The following is an 18,728-nucleotide window of genomic DNA, read 5'->3' on the forward strand; positions in this document are numbered from 1 at the left end:
AAAACCAGACCCAACCACGGGGTGGCGGACCTGGCCAAAACAACCAATCAATAAAACAATTGGTATCAACAAACTTGGCACACTATTGAGTTCTCAAACAACAGACACATTCGAATAATTCCCGAAACAATTCATATTCAAATGAATTCTTTTGTCTCGCTTTTCTTCGCTGCGATGTTTATAGCTTATTTCATTCTTATTCACTTTGCAAATCCGGGTTATTTTCCCGATATTCACTCTATGGAACGAATCCGCCCATCAGAAAGTGAAGCTTTTCATCATTTTCGTGCTTTGCACACGATGAATTGCTTCTCTTGTGAAGGGGGTTTGTCGCCACTCAGCGGCGGCGACTCAGAAAACAATACACGCTCCCCCGCGGCCGTGCAAATCGGCTGCGGAGGAGCGTGAATTGGGGGTTTGGGAAGGCTAAGGAACCAGGACTTCGACAGTCGCGAGATTCTTCTTGCCGCGGCGCAGGAGCAGGTACTGGCCATGCAGCAGCTCCGACTCGGAGATGACAGCTTCCGGGTCGGACACCTTCTCATTGTTTACATATGCGCCGCCTTCGCCGACAGTCCGCCGGGCCGCGGACTTGCTCTCCGACAGGCCAGATGCCACCAGCAGGTCAATGATCCCGAGGCCATCCACCTGGATGCGGGCGGACGGAAGCTCCGACGTGGCCGCTTCCAGCGTTGGCCGGTCCAGGGCGGACAGGTCACCGTTGCCAAAGAGGGCAGCAGATGCCGCGATGACTTTCTCTGTTGCCTCCACACCGTGGACCAGGGAAGTAACTTCGAACGCCAGCTTCCGCTGGCCTTCCCGTGCAAAGGGACGCTCGGCCACGGCCGCTGCAAACGTTTCGATCTCCGTGCGGCTCAGGAAGGTGAAGACCTTGAGCCGGTCCACCACGTCAGAGTCGGCGGTGTTCAGCCAGAACTGGTAGAAGGCGTACGGGCTGCACATGCCGGCGTCGAGCCAGATGGCGTTGCCTTCGCTTTTGCCGAACTTGGTGCCGTCCGAGTTGGTGATCAGCGGCGTGCCCAGGGCGTGCACACTCTTGCCCTCAACCTTGCGGATCAGTTCAGTGCCGCTGGTGAGGTTGCCCCACTGGTCCGAGCCGCCGGTCTGCAGCATGCAGCTGTAGTCGCGGAACAGCTGGAGGTAGTCCATGCCCTGCAGGATCTGGTAGCTGAATTCGGTGTAGCTGATGCCCTCATCCGAACTGAGGCGGGAGGCGACAGCATCCTTGCGAAGCATGGTGCCGACCCGGTAGTGCTTGCCGATCTCGCGCAGGAAGTCGATGGCGCTCAACGGCGCGGTCCAGTCGAGGTTGTTGACCATGCGGGCCGCACTGGGGCCGTCGAAGCTGAGGAAGCGGCGGACCTGGGCCTGGAGGTAGCCCACCCATTCGTTGACGGTGTCCTTGGTGTTCAGCGTTCGCTCTGCGGTGGGCCGCGGATCGCCGATCAGTCCCGTGGATCCGCCCACCAGGCCCAGCGGCTTGTGCCCGGCGAGCTGCAGCCGGCGCATCACGAGGAGTTGGACCAGGTTGCCCAGGTGCAGGCTCGGCGCGGTGGGGTCGAATCCGCAGTAGTAGGTGATCGAATCACCGGCGAGGAGCTTTTCGAGTTCCTCTTCATCGGTGGAGACGTGGACCAGGCCGCGCCACTTCAGCTCCTGCCAGACATTGGCGAAGGTGGGGTCGTTCTGCTGGGATTCGAGATCGTTGAGTTCTGACACGACTTCTAAGTTAGCAGGATCGGCGACGCCCGGCGCCGAAATGAACGGCGCCGGGGGCCAAGGGGCAAAGCGGACCGGCTCAGCCTTCTATGCCGGCCGGAATACCTTCCGCGGCGATCAGCCGAAGCCGCTGCGTGGGCCGGGTCATGGCGACGTACAGATCGCCCACGCGGCCGTGCTCGTGGTTGAGCATGACGGACGGCTCGAGGACCACAACGCCGTCGAACTCCAGGCCCTTGGCCTCGCGCGGGCTGATGACCACGATGTCCTGCTCGTAGCTGCCTGCCCCGTTGCCGATCCGCCGGCCATACACGGCACGAAGGGCTGACGTTGCTGCGGGCAGAAGGTCGCCGTCGGCAATCACGGCCAGGAGGCCGCCGTCGAGCGCTGCCAGTTCCTCGGGGAGCACCTCCACCAAACGGCTCACCACCTGTCCGTGGTCAACTTTGTCGATGACCGGGGCCCAGCGCCCCTCGCGGACGGCCTTCGGCGCGGAAACCACCAGTCCGGCAGCGTTGGCCATGCGGGCGGCGGCTTCGGCGATCTGCGAGGGCGTCCGGTAGTTGACTGTCAGCTCCTCCAGCTGCCAGCGGTCACCGAACATGGGTGCCAGGGCCCCCTGCCACGAGTTGGCACCGGCAACAGAACTGGTCTGCGCGATATCGCCCACGATGGTGAAGGACTTCAGCGGGCAGCGACGGACCAGCAGGCGCCATTGCATCGGCGAAAGCTCCTGCGCTTCATCCACCACGATGTGGCCGAAGGCCCATGTGCGGTCGCTGGTGGCGCGCTCTGCGGCCGTCTGGCGGTTCTCGCGCTCCTGGTTCTGGTCGGCGAGTTCCTCGGCGGTGATGAGGACGTCGACACCCATGTCGCCCATGTTCACCAGCGTCTGCTTGGCGTTGGCGAGGTCCCGGGCGCGGTCGTGCTCCTGCTGGGCAAGTCCGCGGCCGGCGGCCGGGTCCAGTTCGCCAAGGAGCTCGGCGGCTTCGTCCAGCAGCGGGACATCAGCCTCGGTCCAGGGAGCATCAGAGGGGCGCAGCAGCAGCGACTGCTCCTTAAAGGACAGGTGCGGTGTGCAGGCCGCCAGGACTGCGGGCCTGCTCAGAAGCTCGGTGATCAGCTTTTCCGGAGTCAGCGGCATCCAGCACAGGTTCAGGACGGTCCGGACGTCCCGGGCCGTGCGGACATCTTCGGCCAGATATGAGCGGTCGGCATTGTTGCCGATGCTCCCGGCCTCCACGAGATCGGTCATCTGCTCGGTCAGTTCGCGGAGCAGAGTTTTGATAAACGTCAGGCGTGCCTCGTTGTGGGGCTTGCCGGTGGACCGGGCACGTTCGCGCGCACGGCTTACCTGCCGGCGGGTCAGCACCAGCTTGCGGCCGTCGACGTCCAGCACGCGGTCTTCTGCAGGGATCCGCTGCCGGTTCGCCACCGCGTTGGCCACAACCTTGACCATGTCCAGCCGCCCCTTGATGGCCGCGACCTCTGCTTCAGGTTCAGGAACCGCCTTGATCCCGGGCATCAGGCGACCCACGCTGGCCATGACCACGCCGGTCTCACCGAGCGAGGGGAGGACGCGTTCGATGTACTTCATAAACGACGACGACGGGCCCACCAGCAGAACGCCGGCAGTCTTCAGCCGTTCCCGGTGCGTGTAAAGCAGGTACGCGGCCCGGTGCAGTGCCACGGCAGTCTTACCGGTACCGGGACCGCCCTGCACCACGAGGGCACCGGAAATGGAGGACCGGATGATGCGGTCCTGCTCGGACTGGATGGTGCCGACGATGTCGGACATCCGGCCGGTGCGCTTGGAGTCAAGGGCCGCCAGCAACGCGCCTTCGCCCTGCAGCGATGCGTCGTCCGCGAGCATGTCCGCATCAAGGACGTCGTCCTCGATGGCTTTGACTTCCCGGCCCTGCAGAATCAGATGCCGCCGGCGGCGGACGCCCTGCCGGTCAAACGCCGTTGCCTGATAGAAGTGGCCGGCTTCGGGCGCGCGCCAGTCCACCATGAGCCGCTGGAGGTCATCGGTGGTCAGGCCGATGCGCCCAATGTACTGGGCTTCACCGGAATCCAGGTCGAGGCGGCCGAAGACCAAGCGGTCATCGACGGCGTCGAGCTGGGCGAGGCGGTCCTCGTAGAGCGCGGCGAAGGCGTCGCGTTCGGAGACATTCTGCATGGTGCCCACGGCACCGGCCCGGCGGACCTGTGCCAACTGCAGGCGCTTTTCCGTGCGGAGCTCTTCCAGCCGCGCGTACAGGCCGGCAACATAGTTCCGTTCGTGGGCCAAATCGGCGTCGAGCATTAAACGTTCCCCTATCGCAAAAGACAGACCGTCCATTCTACAACCATTTCGGTTAACGCGCCCGCCGGTTCCCTGCCCGGGAAGTCACCCAGTGTTCATTTTCAGGCCGCACACATCCGTAGCTGCGCCGCGCCGTGAGTGATTCAATGCTGCAATGCACCACGAGAGCGTCCTGACCGGATACGGGCTTTGCCTCCTTCCGTTGGCACCGCACCATGCCGAAGGGCTGTTTGACTTCGTGGACGCCACGATGTGGGCAGGGATGGCGGCGCCTTTGCCGGCCACGGCGCACGAGCTTTCAGGACTTTTTGCGGCCAGGATTGAGGACCCGGCCAGCCTCGCCTTTGCCGTGACGGACCAGCGGACCGGGGCCCTCCTGGGCACCACCGCCCTGAATGCTTTCGAGGCCGCACAGCAGCGCGTGGAAGTGGGCGGCACCTTCTTTGGACGGCAATTCTGGGGCACGCACGTAAACCCCGCCAGCAAGCACGCCCTGCTTGCCTTTGCGTTCGAAGCCCTTCAGGTGCAGCGGGTTGCGTTCCGCTGCGATGCACGCAATGTGCGCAGCGCCGCAGCAATCGAACGGCTGGGGGCAACGTTCGAGGGCGTGCTGCGCAGCCACCGCCTGGCGCCTGACGGCACACGCGCGGATTCCGCTGTGTTCTCGATCCTGGGGCAGGAATGGCCGGCGGTGCAGCACCAACTCCAGCGCCGGCTGGCGCCGTTCGCACTGGCGGGAGACCACCCGGGCGGGACGGACTATGCCCGGCGCGCCTTCGCGGCCTTGTAGCGGGACACCGTGGGATCGCCTGGCAGCCAGAAGCGCCAGGGATACGTCGCGGAGCCGCCGTTGCCGGAGACGCCTACCCTCGGCCCGGACATGAATTCGGTGGCAGGCACCGAAGGCAGCCGCAGTTCGAAGGGGTCAGCCAGCGCATCCCGGCCGCTGTCGGCAGTGGTGAGGGCCAGGGTAGTGGCCAGCCGGGCCGGGCCGCTCGCCAGGTCGAGGGCCGATTTCGACGTCGGCCGCCGCACCAGCGCGAGGTGCTCCCCCTCCACCACCTCGCCCGCCCGCAGGAGGACGGCAGATGCGGTGCCCGCCGGGCCACAGACGATGTTGGCGCAGTAGTGCATGCCATACGTGAAATAGACGTAGAGATGGCCGGCCGGGCCGAACATGGGCGCGTTGCGCGCCGTGGGTCCACGGAAAGTGTGCGAGCCGGGATCCGGATGCGACGAGTCGCCCGGACCCATGTACGCCTCCACCTCGGTGATCCGCACAGCTACCGTTCCCTCGTGGCTGTGGTGTGTCAGGACGGATCCCAGCAGTTGCGGAGCGACCCTCCGGGCGTCGCCCGACAGCAGTTCGCGGAGTTGTTCCGGAGCCACGGGGCTGCTGCTGACGGTCATGGTCCGACTCTACCGAACGCCCACGGCCGTGTCCGATTTCCGCTAGCAGTCCCGGTCGCCGGCTGGCAGGATGGAGGTCATGGACTTCTGGCAGCGCTACCGCGCGATTGACGCGCGGGACACCCGGTTCGACGGGCAGTTCTACACCGCTGTCCGGACCACCGGCATCTACTGCCGTCCGTCCTGCCCCGCCCGGACCCCGAAAGCAGTCAACGTCACCTTCTACGAAACCTCAGCCGCAGCGCACGACGCCGGCTACCGGGCGTGCAAGCGCTGCCTCCCCGAAGCAGTGCCCGGAACTCCGGCGTGGAACATCCGGCAGGACCTGGCGGGCCGCGCGATGCGCCTGATCAACGACGGTGTGATCAACCGAGACGGGGTGGAGGGCCTCGCCGCCCGGCTGGGATATTCCTCCCGCCAGCTCAACCGGATCCTCAGCCACGAGCTCGGCGCCGGCCCGCTCTCCCTGGCCCGGGCCAGCCGCGCCCAGACCGCCCGTACCTTGTTGGTGTCCACGGCGATGAAGCTGGCGGACATCGCGTTCGCGTCCGGCTTCAGCAGCGTCCGCCAGTTCAACGACACCATGGTGGAGGTGTTCGCCATGACTCCCACTGCCCTGCGCGCGACCGCCAGGCACCACCACCCTGCCGCCGCCGCGACGTCCCTGACGTTGAGTCTGCCGTACCGCGAACCGTTCGATCCGGGCATCTTTTCGTTCCTCGCCGTCAGGGGGATCCCCGGGATCGAGGCGGGGACGCCGACGTCGTACGCCCGTACCTTGCAGCTTCCGCATGGTGGTGCCCGCTTCAGCGTGACGTACGACGGCGGCGCGCCCGGGCGGCCTCTGACCCTCACCATCGGCGCGGTGGACCTCCGGGACCTGCCCGCCCTGCTGAGCAGGGTACGCCGGCTCTTCGATCTCGACGCCGATCCGGTAGCCATCGACAGTGCCCTGTCTCAGGAGCCCCGCCTGGCCGCCTCGGTTGCCAGTGCCCCGGGCATCAGGATGCCCGGGGCGGTGGACCCGCAGGAGCTGCTCATCCGGGCGATGATCGGGCAACAAATCACGGTGGCCGCGGCCCGGACGGCGCTGACCCAGCTGGCCGCCGCGGGCAGTCCCAGCCTGGTTCCCGGCGGGGGCCTTGACCGGCTGTTTCCCACCTCGGCCGAAATAGCCGAGGCCGGCTACTCGCTGCTGCGCGGTCCGCAACGCCGGATTGACGCCATCCGTTCTGCCGCGTCGGCCCTCGCTGGAGGCCAAGTGGATTTCGGTTACGGGGACGATCTGCCCGGACTCGGCGCCAAGCTGCTTCCCCTTCCCGGCGTGGGCCCGTGGACCGTCGGCTACGTGGCAATGCGTGTGCTCGGCGCGCCGGACGTGTTCCTGGCCAACGACGCCGCGGTGCGAAACGGCATCCGGGCGCTCGCGCCGGCCCTCACGAGCCAAGACAGTCTCGATGCTGACTCATCTGGCCTGACGCCCAGCCCCGATTTCCGCGAGGTCAGTCCCTGGCGGTCTTACGCCACCATGCACCTGTGGCGCGCCGCCGCGGCGCCCAAATCCCCCAAACGTGTACAAGCCGTTCCAGAGAAAGCGATGCTATGAAAGCCCAGCTGTTAGTGATGTCCACCCCGGACGGTCCGTTCACCATCCTTGCCCAGGACGGCGTGGTCCTCGCCTCGGGCTGGACCGCCGGGCCGGGTGAGCTGACGGGCCAGATTCACCCCGAGCTGCGTCCGGGCGACGTTGAAGCGGTTACGGATCTGGGCAGCATCTCCCGGGCCGTGGAAGCCTTTTACGCCGGCGACCCCGCACCCGCCATGGCCGTTCCGGTGCGGCAGAAGTCGGGGCCGTTCAGGTCACACGCCTGGGATGTGCTGAGGACCGTTCGTCCCGGATCGCCGGTGACGTACACCGAGTACGCCGAACTTTCCGGAAATCCGAAAGCGGTCCGGGCCGCGGCCAGCGCCTGTGCTTTCAACGCGGCGGCCTTGTTTGTGCCGTGCCACCGCGTCATCCGCACCGACGGTTCCGTGGGCGGTTTCCGCTGGGGCCTGGCCATCAAGGAGAGCCTGCTGGCCCGCGAAGCAACGGAGAGCCCGCTGGCCCGCGAAGCCGGATAGGGGCTACTGCGCTGCGGGTGTCCCGGATGGCCAGGGCAGCAGTTCCGGGAGGTCCACGCCGTCCGCGGCGGCTGAAGCCCGCAGGCTACCGAGCGACGGTTCACGGCCGGCCAGCCAGGCAGCGATGTCGGTGATCATGCCGCTGATGACGGTGGAGCGGCCGCCGCCAAGGGTCACTGGCGGCAGCCCGATCGGCTGCAGCACCAGCTTCTCCCCCGGCGGCACGCGGGCCGCCAGGAAGTCGAAGAGGTGCTCACAGAATTTCCGGCTCCACGTCTCGGGGCCGAGGCCAGCGTCCAGATCCGCCGTGTGGATCACCAGTTCCCGCCACAGCGCCAGGCCGCCGTCGAGGACCACTCCTCCGCGGTAGGCAATGGGCGTCCGCCAACTGGAGGCGGCTTCCAGTGCATCAAAGGCTGCGAGTGCCCGGTCCAGGCCTGCCTGCACGTCGGCCCGGTGAGCATCCGCGTTGTGGCCGGCGGCCATCTCGATGGCCTTGGTGCGTCCGTCCTGGCCTCCGTCGTACAGCTCGATGCTTTCACCGCGGGCGGCGTATTCGAGCTGGCGGGCCATCGCGTTGGCAATTCCGGCGACATGCGCCAGGACGTGCCCGCGGGTCCAGCCGGGCAGTCCTGACGGTGCCTCGACGTCGTCATCGGTGAATTTCGCGGCGGTGGACGCCACGGCGTCCGCGGCCTTATGCAGTTCGGCGATAAGTGCTGAAGTAGTGATCTCGGTCATAGGGCCATGGTATCCGACAGAGTTAACGGACCTTAACGCAATGGGTCTCGCTCCCCACCCTCGACCACCGGTGGTTGAGCTTGTCAGTAACCTCATTCCAGGCTAAACGCCGCGAGATGACACTTCACGGCAGTGTTTACGAAAAACATTGCCGCGAAGTGTCATCTCGCGCAGATGGGAACGACTACCCCGCGTACCCGCGCACGCCTGCAAGCTCGCCTTCGAGGGCAAGCAGTTGGCGTTCGACGGCGGCGGGTGCGGTGCCGCCCTGGGAGTTGCGGCTGTTGAGCGACCCCTCGGTGGACAGGACCGTGCGGACCTCCGGAGTCAGGTGCTCCGAGATAGCAAGGTACTCCTCATCCGTCAGGTCCCACAGCTCCACGTCGCGGCTTTCGGCCTGCTTGACGGCCGCTCCGGAGAGCTCATGTGCCTCGCGGAACGGAACGCCCTGGCGGACCAGCCATTCGGCGATGTCCGTGGCCAGCGCGAAGCCCTGAGGTGCCAGGGACTCCATCCGTTCCGTGTTGAACTTCAGCGTCGCGATCATGCCCGAGACAGCCGGGAGTAGCAACTCCAGGGTATCGGCGGCGTCGAAGACGGGTTCCTTGTCTTCCTGCAGGTCGCGGTTGTACGCGAGCGGCAGGCCCTTGAGCGTGGCCAGCAGCCCGGTCAGGTTGCCGATCAGGCGTCCTGCCTTGCCGCGGGCAAGTTCGGCGACGTCGGGGTTCTTCTTCTGCGGCATGATCGAGGAGCCGGTGGAGTAGGAATCGTGCAGGGTCACAAAGGAGAACTCCTTGGTGGCCCAGAGGATGACTTCCTCCGAGACGCGGGACAAGTCCACGCCGATCATGGCCGTAACCCACGCAAACTCGGCGAAGACATCGCGGGAGGCGGTGCCGTCGATCGAGTTGTGGGTGGCGGAGAAGAAGCCAAGGTCCGCCGCGACGGCCTCCGGATCGAGGCCAAGGGAGGAGCCTGCGAGGGCACCGGAGCCGTACGGTGAGACCCCTGCGCGCTTGTCCCAGTCCTGGAGCCGCTGCACATCGCGCAGCAGCGCCCAGGCATGGGCCAGCAGGTGGTGGCTGAGCAGGATGGGCTGGGCATGCTGCAGGTGAGTGCGGCCGGGCATGGCCACACCCTGGTGTGCCTTGGCCTGGTCCACCAGCGCCTCGATGGTTGCCAGCACGCCGCGCGCAATGATCCGGGCGTGGTCACGCAGGAACATGCGGCCCAGCGTGGCCACCTGGTCGTTGCGGGACCGGCCGGCGCGGAGCTTGCCGCCCAGTTGCGTGCCGGCCCGCTCGATCAGGCCGCGTTCCAGTGACCCGTGCACGTCCTCATCGGATTCCGCCGGCAGGTACGCACCCGAGGCGACATCGTCATCCAGCCGGCCCAGGGCGTCGAGCATGCCTTCGAGCTCGGCGTCGTCCAGCAGCCCGGCCTTGTGCAGCACGCGGGCGTGCGCCTTGGAACCGGCGATGTCGTAGCGGGCCAGCCGCCAGTCAAAGTGCGTGGACTTGCTCAGGGCCGCGAGGGCATCCGCGGGGCCGCCGGCGAACCGGCCGCCCCACAGTGCACCGGTGTTCGTCGAGCCGGTGGTTGAGCCTGTCGAAACCGGGGTCTGCTCAGCCAACGGTTTACTTTCCTGCGACGCGGATATCGCGGCCGGAAGCAACCTTGGCGGACATGCCCCACAGCTCGATGAAACCGCGCGCCATGGACTGGTCGAACGTGTCGCCGGTGTCGTAGGTGGCGAGGTCGAAGTCGTAGAGCGAGGTGTCGGAGCGGCGTCCGTTGACGATCGCCTGGCCGCCGTGCAGCACCATGCGGATGTCACCGGTGACGTACTGCTGGGTGTCTTCGATGAAGGCATCCAGGGAGCGCTTGAGCGGTGAGAACCACTGGCCGTCATAGACCAGTTCGGCCCAGCGCTGGCCAACAGAAGCCTTGAAACGGGCCTGCTCGCGCTCGATGGTGATGTCCTCGAGGTGCTTGTGCGCGGTGATCAGCGCCATGGCACCCGGGGCTTCGTAGATTTCGCGGGACTTGATGCCCACGAGGCGGTCCTCCACGACGTCGATCCGGCCCACACCCTGCGCGCCGGCACGGCGGTTCAGTTCCTTGATGGCCTGCAGCGGAGTGACCCGGACGCCGTCGATCGCTACCGGCACGCCGGCTTCGAAGGAAATGGTGACCTCATCCGGGGCCGGCGGGAACTCCGGCGTCGCGGTGTAGTCGTAGATGTCCTTGGTGGGCGCGTTCCAGATGTCCTCGAGGTAACCGGTTTCGACGGCGCGTCCCCAGACGTTCTGGTCGATCGAGTACGGGTTCTTCTTCGTGGTCTCGATCGGCAGTCCCTTTTCCTCGGCGAAGGCGATTGCCTTGTCGCGGGTGAGGGCGAGGTCGCGGACGGGGGCGATGCACTTCAGGTCCGGGCCGAGGGTCTGGATGCCCACCTCGAAGCGGACCTGGTCGTTGCCCTTGCCGGTGCAGCCGTGGGCCACGGTGGTGGCACCGAATTCGCGGGCGGCCTTGACCAGGTGCTTGACGATGACCGGGCGGGAGATAGCCGAGACCAGCGGGTAGTGGCCCTGGTAGAGGGCATTGGCCTTCAACGTGGGCATGCAGTATTCATTGGCGAACTCATCGGACGCGTCGGCCACGTATGCCTCGACGGCGCCGCAGCCCAGTGCACGCTGGCGGATGGTCTCCAGCGACTCGCCGCCCTGTCCGACGTCGACCGCCACGGCGATGACCTCGGCACCGGTGGCTTCACCGATCCAGCCGATGGCTACGGAAGTATCGAGGCCACCGGAGTAGGCCAGAACAATGCGCTCAGTCACGAGAATGCTCCTAATTGGGGTTGTAGTTATTGTCGGGGGAAATTCTTCAGGGAAAAACGTTCTGGGGAAAGCCTGTCACACCGGGAGGGTGTTCTGGCGGCGTGGGCTTACTGGCTGCCGCCGGCTTCCTCGGCGAGCTGCAGGAACCGGACCGCGAGGTCCTGCCCGCCCTGCGGATCCCGGGAGACCAGCAGCACGGTGTCGTCACCGGCAATGGTCCCCAGGATGGAGGGCATCACCGAGTGGTCAATGGCCAGGGCCAGGAAGTTGGCCGCACCGGGCGGGGTCCGGAGCACCGCGATGTTGGCCGAGGCTTCCGCCGTGACCAGAAGTTCGCTGCATAGCCGGGCAAGCCGGGCATCCAGGATCTCCTGACTGACGCCGGTCTTGGCCGCACGTTCGCCGCCCTCGCCGGGGACGGCGTAGACCAGCACGCCTTCCTTGCCCCGGACCCGGACGGCGCCGAGTTCCACGAGGTCCCGGGACAGCGTGGCCTGGGTGACCTGGACGCCGTCGTCCGCCAGCAAAGCGGCCAGCTCCGCCTGGGAGCGCACCGACTCACCCGTCAGGATGGCGGTGATGCGCGCCTGGCGGGCTGTTTTGGTGGCCGGGCTGGAACCCGGCGATGCCGGCGGGACCGACACTAGTTGCCAACCTCCTGTGGCGCCAGCCCGTCCACCAGGGCCAGTCCTTCAACCACGGCGAGTCCGGAGCGGTGCATCAGCCAGGCCATCAGGGCCTTCTGGGCGTGCAGCCGGTTCTCGGCCTCGTCCCACACGATGGACTGCGGGCCGTCGATGACGCCGGCAGAAATCTCGTAGCCGCGGTAGGCGGGCAGGCAGTGAAGTACGACGGCGTCGTCCGCCGCATGTGCCATGGCCGCCTCATCGACGGAGTACTCCCGGAACAGCTGAAGCCGGGCTTCCTTTTCGGCTTCCTGGCCCATGGAGACCCAGGTGTCCGTGGCCACAACGTCTGCGCCCTTGAGGGCAACGGCAGCGTCGGTGGTGATCAGCACGGAACCGCCGGTCTGGGCAGCGCGTTCCTCGGCCGCGGCAACGATCTCCGCTGCCGGGAGGTAGCCGTCCGGCCCGGCGATGCGGACGTGCATTCCGGCGGTGACGCCGGCCAGCAGGTAGGAGTTGGCCATGTTGTTGGCGGCGTCGCCGAGGTAGCTCATGGTGAGGCCCTTGAGCTCGCCCTTGTGTTCCTTCACCGCGAGCAGGTCCGCCAGGAGCTGGCAGGGGTGGTAGTCGTCGCACAAGGCGTTAATGACGGGCACCTTGGAGTTCTCCGCCATGGCCACCAGGCCCGAGTGCGCGCCGGTGCGCCACACAATGGTGGAGACCATACGCTCCAGGACCTTGGCGGTGTCCTCGACAGATTCCTTATGGCCGATCTGGGCCTCGCCGGGGTTAATGATCAGGGCGTTGCCGCCCATGTCCGCGATGCCTGTGGCGAACGAAACGCGGGTACGGGTGGAGGTCTTGTCGAAGATGACGGCAACGGTCTTGCGTCCGCTGCCCTCCGCGGCGAAGGGCTGCACGCTGTACGGCGCAGCCTTCATACGGATGGCCAGCTCCAGGACTTCGGCCTGCTCGGCGGGGCTGAGGTCCGTGTCCTTCAGGAAGTGGCGGGTGGTGCTGGCTACAGGGGTCACTGCGCGTCCTTAGCTGTCTGGAGGATTGCCGGGAGGGCGGCGAGGAAGGTGCCGGCCTGGTCCTTGGTGAGGACCAGCGGCGGGGCAAGCCGAATGGTGCGGGGCCCGGGACTGTTGACGATGAAGCCGGCGTTGAGGCCTGCGGTCACCACGGCGGGGGCCACCTCGGCGTCGAGGTCGAAGCCGATGAGCAGGCCTTCGCCGCGGACTTCGGTGACGCCGTCGACGGCGGCGAGGCCGGCGCGGAGGTAGTCCCCCACGGCAGCAACATTTTCCAGTACCCGCTGGCTTTCGATCGCGTGCAGCGTGGCCAGCGCGGCCGCCGTCGCCACCGGGTTGCCGCCGAAGGTGGTGCCGTGCTGGCCCGCGGTCAGCAGCGACGACGTCTGCTCACCGAACGTCAGGAGCGCCCCGATGGGGAAGCCGCCGCCGAGGCCCTTTGCCAGGGTGATGGCGTCCGGAACTATCCCGGCGTCCTCCGTCGCGAGCCATTTGCCGGTCCGGCCAATTCCGGTCTGGACCTCGTCCAGGATCAGCAGGGCTCCCGCTTTGGTGGTCGCCGTCCGGGCTGCCTTCAGGTAGCCAGGGGGCAGTGGCCGCACCCCGGCTTCGCCCTGGATGGGCTCCAGGAAAACGGCGGCCACGGTCTCGTCGATTGCTGCTTCCAGGGCTGCGACGTCGCCGAACGGGATGTGGACCACACCGCCGGGCAGAGGCTCGAACGGGGCCCGGTAGGCTTCCTTGGCGGTCAGGGCCAGGGCACCCATGGTGCGCCCATGGAAGGCACCTTCCAGGGCGATGATTTTGGTGCGGGCTGCGCCGTCCGGTCCGGTTGCGTTGCGCCGTGCCAGCTTAAAGGCGGCTTCGTTGGCTTCGGTGCCGGAATTCGTGAAGAACACCTTGGAGCCCGCCGGGGCGTGCGTGAGTGCCAGTAGCTTTTCGGCCAGTGCGATCTGCGTGGGGCTGGTGAAGAAGTTGGAGACATGGCCCAGGGTGGCCAGCTGACTCGAAATCACGGACGTGACAAACGGGTGGGCGTGGCCCAGGGCATTGACGGCAATACCGCCGAGCAGGTCCAGGTACTCCTTGCCGTCGGCGTCCCAGACCAGGCAGCCGGCACCGCGGACCAGGACCCGCTGCGGGGTACCAAAGACGCCCATCAGGGACGTGGAGTAGCGCGTGAGCCACTCAGCGCCACTGGTGTGGCCTTTACCGTCAACCAGGTCTCCTACCGGAGTCTTCTCGAGTGTGCTGGCCGCGTGGCTTCCTGTTTTTACCGCGTTCATGGGGTGGCTCCCTGTTCTGCGCTGTCTGCGTCTTCGTCTGGGACGACCTGCGTGCCGATGCCCGCCGTCGTGAATGTTTCCAGGAGCATGGAGTGCGGCAGGCGGCCGTCCACGATGTGCGCGCGTTCCACTCCGCCGTCAATCGCCTTGAGGCATGCCTCCATCTTGGGGATCATGCCGGATTCCAACGACGGCAGGAGCTGGCGCAGCTCCGAAGCCGTCAGGGAGGAGATGAGGGATGACCGGTCCGGCCAGTTGGCGTACAGTCCTTCGACGTCGGTGAGGATCACCAGCTTGGAGGCCCCCAACGCTTCGGCCAAAGCCGCCGCGGCAGTATCCGCGTTGACGTTCAGGACCTGGCCCGTGGTCTGGACCTCTCCGGCTGCCGTTTCGACTCCGTCGGCCTCGATTTCCGGGGCCACGGTGGAGATAACCGGGATGCGGCCGGCTGCCAGGATGTCCAGGATGCCCTCCGGGTTTACGCCGACGACTTCGCCCACCAGCCCCAGGTCCACTTCCTCGCCGTCAATGACGGTGCCGGTCCGGACCGCACGGAGCAGGCCGCCGTCTTCGCCGGACATTCCCACCGCATAGGGTCCGTGGGAGTTGATCAGGCCCACCAGTTCGCGGCCCACCTGGCCGGTGAGGACCATCCGGACCACGTCCATGGCTTCGGGCGTGGTGACGCGGAGGCCGCCCTTGAACTCGGACTCGATACCCAGCCGCGCCAGCATGGAGTTGATCTGCGGACCCCCGCCGTGGACCACCACGGGGTGGATGCCCACATGGTGCAGGAACACCACGTCTTCGGCGAACGCACGGCGCAGTTCGTCATTAACCATGGCGTTGCCGCCGTATTTGATCACCATGGTGGAGCCGGCGAACCGCTGGATCCAGGGCAGCGCCTCGATCAGGGTGCCGGCTTTGCTCTGGGCATCACTCATGGACGTCGTTTCACGGGTCTGGGTGTTCATGTGTGCAGTATCTCCAGGGTTGCTGGTGGATCTAGCGTGAGGATCAGCTTGAGTAGGCGCTGTTCTCGTGGACGTAGTCGTGGGTGAGGTCGTTGGTCCAGATGGTGGCTTCGGCATCACCGGACTGCAGGTCAATTTCCACCAGGACTTCGCGGGGTTCCAGGTCCACCAGGTTGCGGTCGTCACCGATGCTGCCGTTGCGGCAGATCTGGATGCCATTGATGGCGACATTCAGCTGGTCCGGCTCGAACACGGCATCCGTGGTGCCCACCGCGGACAGCACGCGGCCCCAGTTGGGGTCCTTACCGAAGATGGCCGCCTTGAACAGGTTGGACCGGGCCACGGAGCGGCTGACCGTTTCGGCGTCCCGCTCGCTGGCCGCGTTGAACGTGCGGATGGCGATATCGTGGCTGGCGCCTTCGGCGTCCCCGATCAGCTTGCGCGCCAGTTCGGCGCACACCTGGGTCAGCCCGGCACCAAAAGCCTCGGCGGACGGGACGGCGCCGGACGCGCCCGAAGCCAGCAGCACCACGGTGTCGTTCGTGGACATGCAGCCGTCCGAATCAGCCCGGTCGAAGGTGACGCGCGTGGCATCGCGGAGGACGACGTCGAGCATTTCCGCTTCGACGTCGGCGTCAGTGGTGAGGACCACCAGCATGGTGGCCAGGCCTGGTGCCAGCATGCCGGCGCCCTTGGCGATGCCGCCGATGGTGAACTCCTGGCCGTCAGTGTCCGTGCCGATGAACAGCGCGGACTTGGGCACCGAGTCTGTGGTCATGATGGCGTTGGCCGCAGCCGGCCCGCCGTCCGTGCTAAGCGCTGCCGAGGCAGCTTCGACGCCCGGGAGGATCTTGTCCATGGGCAGCTGCTCGCCGATCAGGCCTGTGGAACAGACAAACACGTCCGTCGCCGAGATGCCGAGGACCGCGGCCACTTTTTCGGCCGTGCTGTGGGTGTTCTGGAACCCCTGGGGACCGGTGCAGGCGTTGGCGCCGCCGGAGTTGAGGACCACTGCGTCCACACGGCCGTCCGAGACGACCTGGCGGGACCAGTGGACGGGAGCCGCGGCCACACGGTTGCTGGTAAAGACGGCGGCGGCCGCCTTGGACGGGCCATCGTTGACCACCAGGGCGAAGTCCGGCTTGCCGGACGACTTCAGGCCGGCGGTGACGCCTGCGGCGCGGAATCCCAGGGGGGCGGTAACGGTCACGGTGCAACTCCCTGCAGGTTGAGGCCGGCGGTTTCCGGCAGGCCAAGGGCAATATTCATGGACTGCACGGCGCCGCCGGCAGTCCCCTTGGTGAGGTTATCAATGACGCACGTCACAATCACGCGGCCCGTGTGTTCATCCAGCGCCAACTGCATGGCGGCGTGGTTGGAGCCCTGGACCGACTTGGTGGCGGGCCACTGCCCTTCCGGGAGGAGGTGGACAAACGGTTCGTCATCGTAGGCATCCGCCCAGGCCTGGCGGAGGTCCGCCGCGGTGGTGCCGGGCTTGACCTTCGCGGTGGCAGTGGTGAGGATGCCGCGGCTCATCGGCGCGAGCGTCGGGGTGAAGGACACCGTGACGCTCTCACCGGCAGCATTGGAGAGGCCCTGTTCAATCTCAGGGGTGTGGCGGTGGCCGCCGCCCACGCCGTAGGGGCTCATGGAGCCCATCACCTCAGAGCCGATCAGGTTCACCTTCGCGGCCTTGCCCGCACCCGAGGTGCCGGAGGCGGAAACGATCACGACGTCGTCGGGCTGGAGCAGATGGGCGGCAAACCCGGGAGTCAGCGCCAGGAGGGCCGACGTCGGGTAGCAGCCGGGGACGGCGATCCGGGTGGCGCCCTTGAGGGCTTCGCGCTGGCCGGGGAGCTCCGGCAGGCCGTAGGGCCACGTCCCGGCATGGGCCGAGCCGTAGAACTTTTCCCACGTGGCCGGATCTTCGAGGCGGTGGTCTGCGCCGGCGTCGATCACTACGGTGCCTTGCGGGAGCTGTGCCGCGATCTCAGCGGAAGCCCCATGCGGAAGCGCCAGGAACACCACATCATGTCCGGAAAGATTCTCCACAGTGGTGTCCTCAAGGATGCGGCTGGCCAGCCCGTGCAGATGCGGTTGCAGCTCGCCGAGGCGCGAGCCTGCATTGCTGTGCGCGGTGATGGCACCGATGGTCACGTCCGGATGCCCCGCCAGGAGGCGCAGGACTTCTCCCCCGGCGTAGCCGCTGGCTCCGGAGACGGCAACAGAAATAGTCATGCCGTGAATCTTACAGCAAAAGTATTCAGTATGCCCGATATTTATGCATCAGGCGTTTCGTCGATTCCAAGATCCGCTGGACAAGCAGGCGTAAGCTGGGGTGAGGGTGATCCTGACCGTGCAGTCCGAATGTCGGCTGCAGCGTTGCCCGAAACAGTTACGAGGCCCCGCTCCATGACCACCACCCTCCCCACGTCAGAGCGCCCCAAAACGCGTGTCCGGCAGCCCAACGCCGTTGTCCTGAGCTATTCGGAACTGTTGAAGAGCGTCAAGGCTGAAGGCCTGCTGGAACGCCGCGTCGGTTTCTACATCACGCTCTTCGCCAGCCTGGTCCTCCTGATGGCCGCCACCTGGTTCGGCTTTGCCCTGATCGGCGACAGCTGGTTCCAGCTCCTCATTGCTGCGGCAGTCGGTGTTCTTTGCACGCAGCTGAGTTTCCTGGCCCACGAGGCCGGGCACCGCCAGATCTTTGCGTCGCGCCGGGCCAACGATTGGACCGCCCGGATCCTGGCCACCTCGGTGGCAGGCATGAGCTACTCCTGGTGGGAGCAGAAGCACGGCGCCCACCACAACCACCCCAACGTCATTTCCAAGGATCCGGACATTGCTACCGGGGCCATCGCCTTCCACACCGAAGCTGCCGCCACGCGGCAGGGCCGGTTTTCATTCCTGACCCGCAAGCAGGGCTGGTTCTTCTTCCCGTTGCTGTTCCTTGTCGGCCTGGGTCTGCAGATCGATTCGGTGAAGTTCGTGTTCCGCCGGGCCAAGGTGACGCACCGCTGGGTTGAGCTTCCCATTTTGCTGGTCCGGCTCAGCCTCCTCCCCGTGCTCGCCTTTACGTTCCTGCCATTGGGAATGGCGTTCGCCTTCATCGGCGTGCAGCTTGCCGTCTTCGGTTTCTACATGGGTGCGTCCTTCGCACCGAACCACAAGGGCATGCCGGTCCTGCCCGCGGACAGCCGCGTGGACTTCTTCAGCCGCCAGGTCCTGACCTCACGGAACATCTCCGGCGGCCGGTTTATGGACATCCTGCTCGGCGGCCTGAACCGCCAGGCTGAGCACCACCTCTTCCCGGACATGGCCCGCCCCCAGCTGGACAAGGCAGCCAAGATCGTCCGCGAGTACTGCAAAAAGCACCAGGTTCCCTACACGGAAACCACGCTGCTGCAGTCCTACGGCATCATCGTCCGCTACCTCAACGACGTCGGCCTTGCTGCAGGACGCCACTTCGAGTGCCCCATGGCAACGGTCACCCGGCGGTTCTAGCACACGCTGCTAGAACCAGGCGCCCCACGCCCCCCGTTACCTTTTTAGTAGCCCCTTAACGAGTAAGAATTGGGGTTGTTGGCCTGTCGGTCCCGGCATGATTAAGTCCCCCAGTCATTAATGATCCGGGGGGTGTTG

Annotated in this window: 17 protein-coding genes; 5 read left to right on the top strand and 12 right to left on the bottom strand. The window is 66.2% G+C overall.

Going from position 1 to position 18,728, the window contains the following annotated elements:
* Positions 1-141: 141 nt before the first annotated feature.
* Complete coding sequence (locus tag AC50YA_RS22210; RefSeq protein ID WP_494984335.1) at positions 142-408, top strand: hypothetical protein; 267 nt, start codon at positions 142-144, stop codon at positions 406-408.
* 18 nt (positions 409-426) lie between these two features.
* Here the strand turns inward: AC50YA_RS22210 and tyrS are convergent, their stop codons facing one another.
* On the bottom strand, positions 427-1,740 hold the full coding sequence (tyrS, locus tag AC50YA_RS22215) for a tyrosine--tRNA ligase (protein WP_494984336.1): 1,314 nt from the start codon (positions 1,738-1,740) through the stop codon (positions 427-429).
* 79 nt (positions 1,741-1,819) lie between these two features.
* Complete coding sequence (locus tag AC50YA_RS22220; RefSeq protein WP_494984337.1) at positions 1,820-4,048, bottom strand: HelD family protein; 2,229 nt, start codon at positions 4,046-4,048, stop codon at positions 1,820-1,822.
* 154 nt (positions 4,049-4,202) lie between these two features.
* Between AC50YA_RS22220 and AC50YA_RS22225 the strand changes: the two genes are divergently transcribed.
* Entirely contained in the window at positions 4,203-4,838 is a 636-nt protein-coding gene (locus tag AC50YA_RS22225) for a GNAT family N-acetyltransferase (protein WP_494984338.1), read from the top strand.
* On the opposite strand, the gene AC50YA_RS22230 is transcribed toward AC50YA_RS22225, so the two are convergent.
* Complete coding sequence (locus AC50YA_RS22230; protein WP_494984339.1) at positions 4,808-5,458, bottom strand: DNA-3-methyladenine glycosylase; 651 nt, start codon at positions 5,456-5,458, stop codon at positions 4,808-4,810. The genes AC50YA_RS22225 and AC50YA_RS22230 overlap by 31 nt on opposite strands.
* A gap of 79 nt (positions 5,459-5,537) precedes the next feature.
* On the opposite strand from AC50YA_RS22230, the gene AC50YA_RS22235 reads away from it, so the two are divergent.
* Both AC50YA_RS22235 and AC50YA_RS22240 read left to right on the top strand, forming a co-directional pair.
* Positions 5,538-7,064: a DNA-3-methyladenine glycosylase 2 family protein gene (locus AC50YA_RS22235; RefSeq protein ID WP_494984340.1), complete on the top strand. Its 1,527-nt coding sequence runs from the start codon at positions 5,538-5,540 to the stop codon at positions 7,062-7,064.
* Positions 7,061-7,582, top strand: a complete 522-nt coding sequence (locus tag AC50YA_RS22240; RefSeq protein ID WP_494984341.1) for a methylated-DNA--[protein]-cysteine S-methyltransferase — start codon at positions 7,061-7,063, stop codon at positions 7,580-7,582. Before AC50YA_RS22235 ends, AC50YA_RS22240 begins: the two co-directional genes overlap by 4 nt.
* Positions 7,583-7,585: 3 nt before the next feature.
* Here AC50YA_RS22240 and AC50YA_RS22245 read toward each other — a convergent pair whose 3' ends face one another.
* The 9 genes from AC50YA_RS22245 to argC all read right to left on the bottom strand — a co-directional run bounded on the left by AC50YA_RS22245 (position 7,586) and on the right by argC (position 17,324).
* Positions 7,586-8,323 (bottom strand): maleylpyruvate isomerase family mycothiol-dependent enzyme, encoded by a 738-nt coding sequence (locus AC50YA_RS22245; protein WP_494984342.1) that lies wholly within the window; start codon positions 8,321-8,323, stop codon positions 7,586-7,588.
* Between the two features lie 184 nt (positions 8,324-8,507).
* The gene (argH, locus tag AC50YA_RS22250; protein ID WP_494984343.1) at positions 8,508-9,956 is read right to left on the bottom strand and encodes an argininosuccinate lyase; all 1,449 of its coding nucleotides are present in this window, start codon (positions 9,954-9,956) and stop codon (positions 8,508-8,510) included.
* A 4-nt stretch (positions 9,957-9,960) separates the two neighbouring features.
* A complete protein-coding gene (locus AC50YA_RS22255) occupies positions 9,961-11,166 on the bottom strand; it encodes an argininosuccinate synthase (RefSeq protein WP_494984344.1) in 1,206 nt (401 codons plus the stop codon).
* A gap of 107 nt (positions 11,167-11,273) precedes the next feature.
* Positions 11,274-11,810 carry an arginine repressor gene (locus AC50YA_RS22260; RefSeq protein ID WP_160669737.1) on the bottom strand — a complete coding sequence of 179 codons (537 nt, stop codon included), beginning with the start codon at positions 11,808-11,810 and terminating at the stop codon, positions 11,274-11,276.
* Positions 11,810-12,826 (bottom strand): ornithine carbamoyltransferase, encoded by a 1,017-nt coding sequence (gene argF, locus AC50YA_RS22265; protein WP_494984345.1) that lies wholly within the window; start codon positions 12,824-12,826, stop codon positions 11,810-11,812. The genes AC50YA_RS22260 and argF overlap by 1 nt, the downstream gene beginning before the upstream one ends.
* On the bottom strand, positions 12,823-14,112 hold the full coding sequence (locus AC50YA_RS22270; protein WP_494984346.1) for an acetylornithine transaminase: 1,290 nt from the start codon (positions 14,110-14,112) through the stop codon (positions 12,823-12,825). The genes argF and AC50YA_RS22270 overlap by 4 nt, the downstream gene beginning before the upstream one ends.
* Positions 14,109-15,086: an acetylglutamate kinase gene (gene argB / locus AC50YA_RS22275; protein WP_494984347.1), complete on the bottom strand. Its 978-nt coding sequence runs from the start codon at positions 15,084-15,086 to the stop codon at positions 14,109-14,111. Before argB ends, AC50YA_RS22270 begins: the two co-directional genes overlap by 4 nt.
* Before the next feature lie 43 nt (positions 15,087-15,129).
* Entirely contained in the window at positions 15,130-16,296 is a 1,167-nt protein-coding gene (argJ, locus tag AC50YA_RS22280) for a bifunctional glutamate N-acetyltransferase/amino-acid acetyltransferase ArgJ (protein ID WP_494984348.1), read from the bottom strand.
* Positions 16,293-17,324 (bottom strand): N-acetyl-gamma-glutamyl-phosphate reductase, encoded by a 1,032-nt coding sequence (gene argC, locus AC50YA_RS22285; RefSeq protein WP_494984349.1) that lies wholly within the window; start codon positions 17,322-17,324, stop codon positions 16,293-16,295. The genes argJ and argC overlap by 4 nt, the downstream gene beginning before the upstream one ends.
* A 174-nt stretch (positions 17,325-17,498) precedes the next feature.
* Here argC and AC50YA_RS22290 point away from each other — a divergent pair, with 174 nt between their 5' ends.
* Positions 17,499-18,590, top strand: a complete 1,092-nt coding sequence (locus AC50YA_RS22290) for a fatty acid desaturase family protein (protein ID WP_494984350.1) — start codon at positions 17,499-17,501, stop codon at positions 18,588-18,590.
* Positions 18,591-18,728 lie beyond the last annotated feature (138 nt).

This window comes from Pseudarthrobacter sp. RHLT3-21, from assembly GCF_059383495.1.

What these genes read in the sequence shown, in the direction of transcription:
- AC50YA_RS22210 (WP_494984335.1), top strand. Translation starts at nt 142, where the DNA reads ATGAATTCTTTTGTCTCGCTTTTCTTCGCTGCGATGTTTATAGCTTAT.
- AC50YA_RS22220 (WP_494984337.1), bottom strand. Translation starts at nt 4,048, where the DNA reads ATGCTCGACGCCGATTTGGCCCACGAACGGAACTATGTTGCCGGCCTG.
- AC50YA_RS22225 (WP_494984338.1), top strand. Translation starts at nt 4,203, where the DNA reads ATGCACCACGAGAGCGTCCTGACCGGATACGGGCTTTGCCTCCTTCCG.
- AC50YA_RS22230 (WP_494984339.1), bottom strand. Translation starts at nt 5,458, where the DNA reads ATGACCGTCAGCAGCAGCCCCGTGGCTCCGGAACAACTCCGCGAACTG.
- AC50YA_RS22235 (WP_494984340.1), top strand. Translation starts at nt 5,538, where the DNA reads ATGGACTTCTGGCAGCGCTACCGCGCGATTGACGCGCGGGACACCCGG.
- AC50YA_RS22240 (WP_494984341.1), top strand. Translation starts at nt 7,061, where the DNA reads ATGAAAGCCCAGCTGTTAGTGATGTCCACCCCGGACGGTCCGTTCACC.
- AC50YA_RS22245 (WP_494984342.1), bottom strand. Translation starts at nt 8,323, where the DNA reads ATGACCGAGATCACTACTTCAGCACTTATCGCCGAACTGCATAAGGCC.
- AC50YA_RS22270 (WP_494984346.1), bottom strand. Translation starts at nt 14,112, where the DNA reads ATGAACGCGGTAAAAACAGGAAGCCACGCGGCCAGCACACTCGAGAAG.
- argB (WP_494984347.1), bottom strand. Translation starts at nt 15,086, where the DNA reads ATGAACACCCAGACCCGTGAAACGACGTCCATGAGTGATGCCCAGAGC.
- argC (WP_494984349.1), bottom strand. Translation starts at nt 17,324, where the DNA reads ATGACTATTTCTGTTGCCGTCTCCGGAGCCAGCGGCTACGCCGGGGGA.
- AC50YA_RS22290 (WP_494984350.1), top strand. Translation starts at nt 17,499, where the DNA reads ATGACCACCACCCTCCCCACGTCAGAGCGCCCCAAAACGCGTGTCCGG.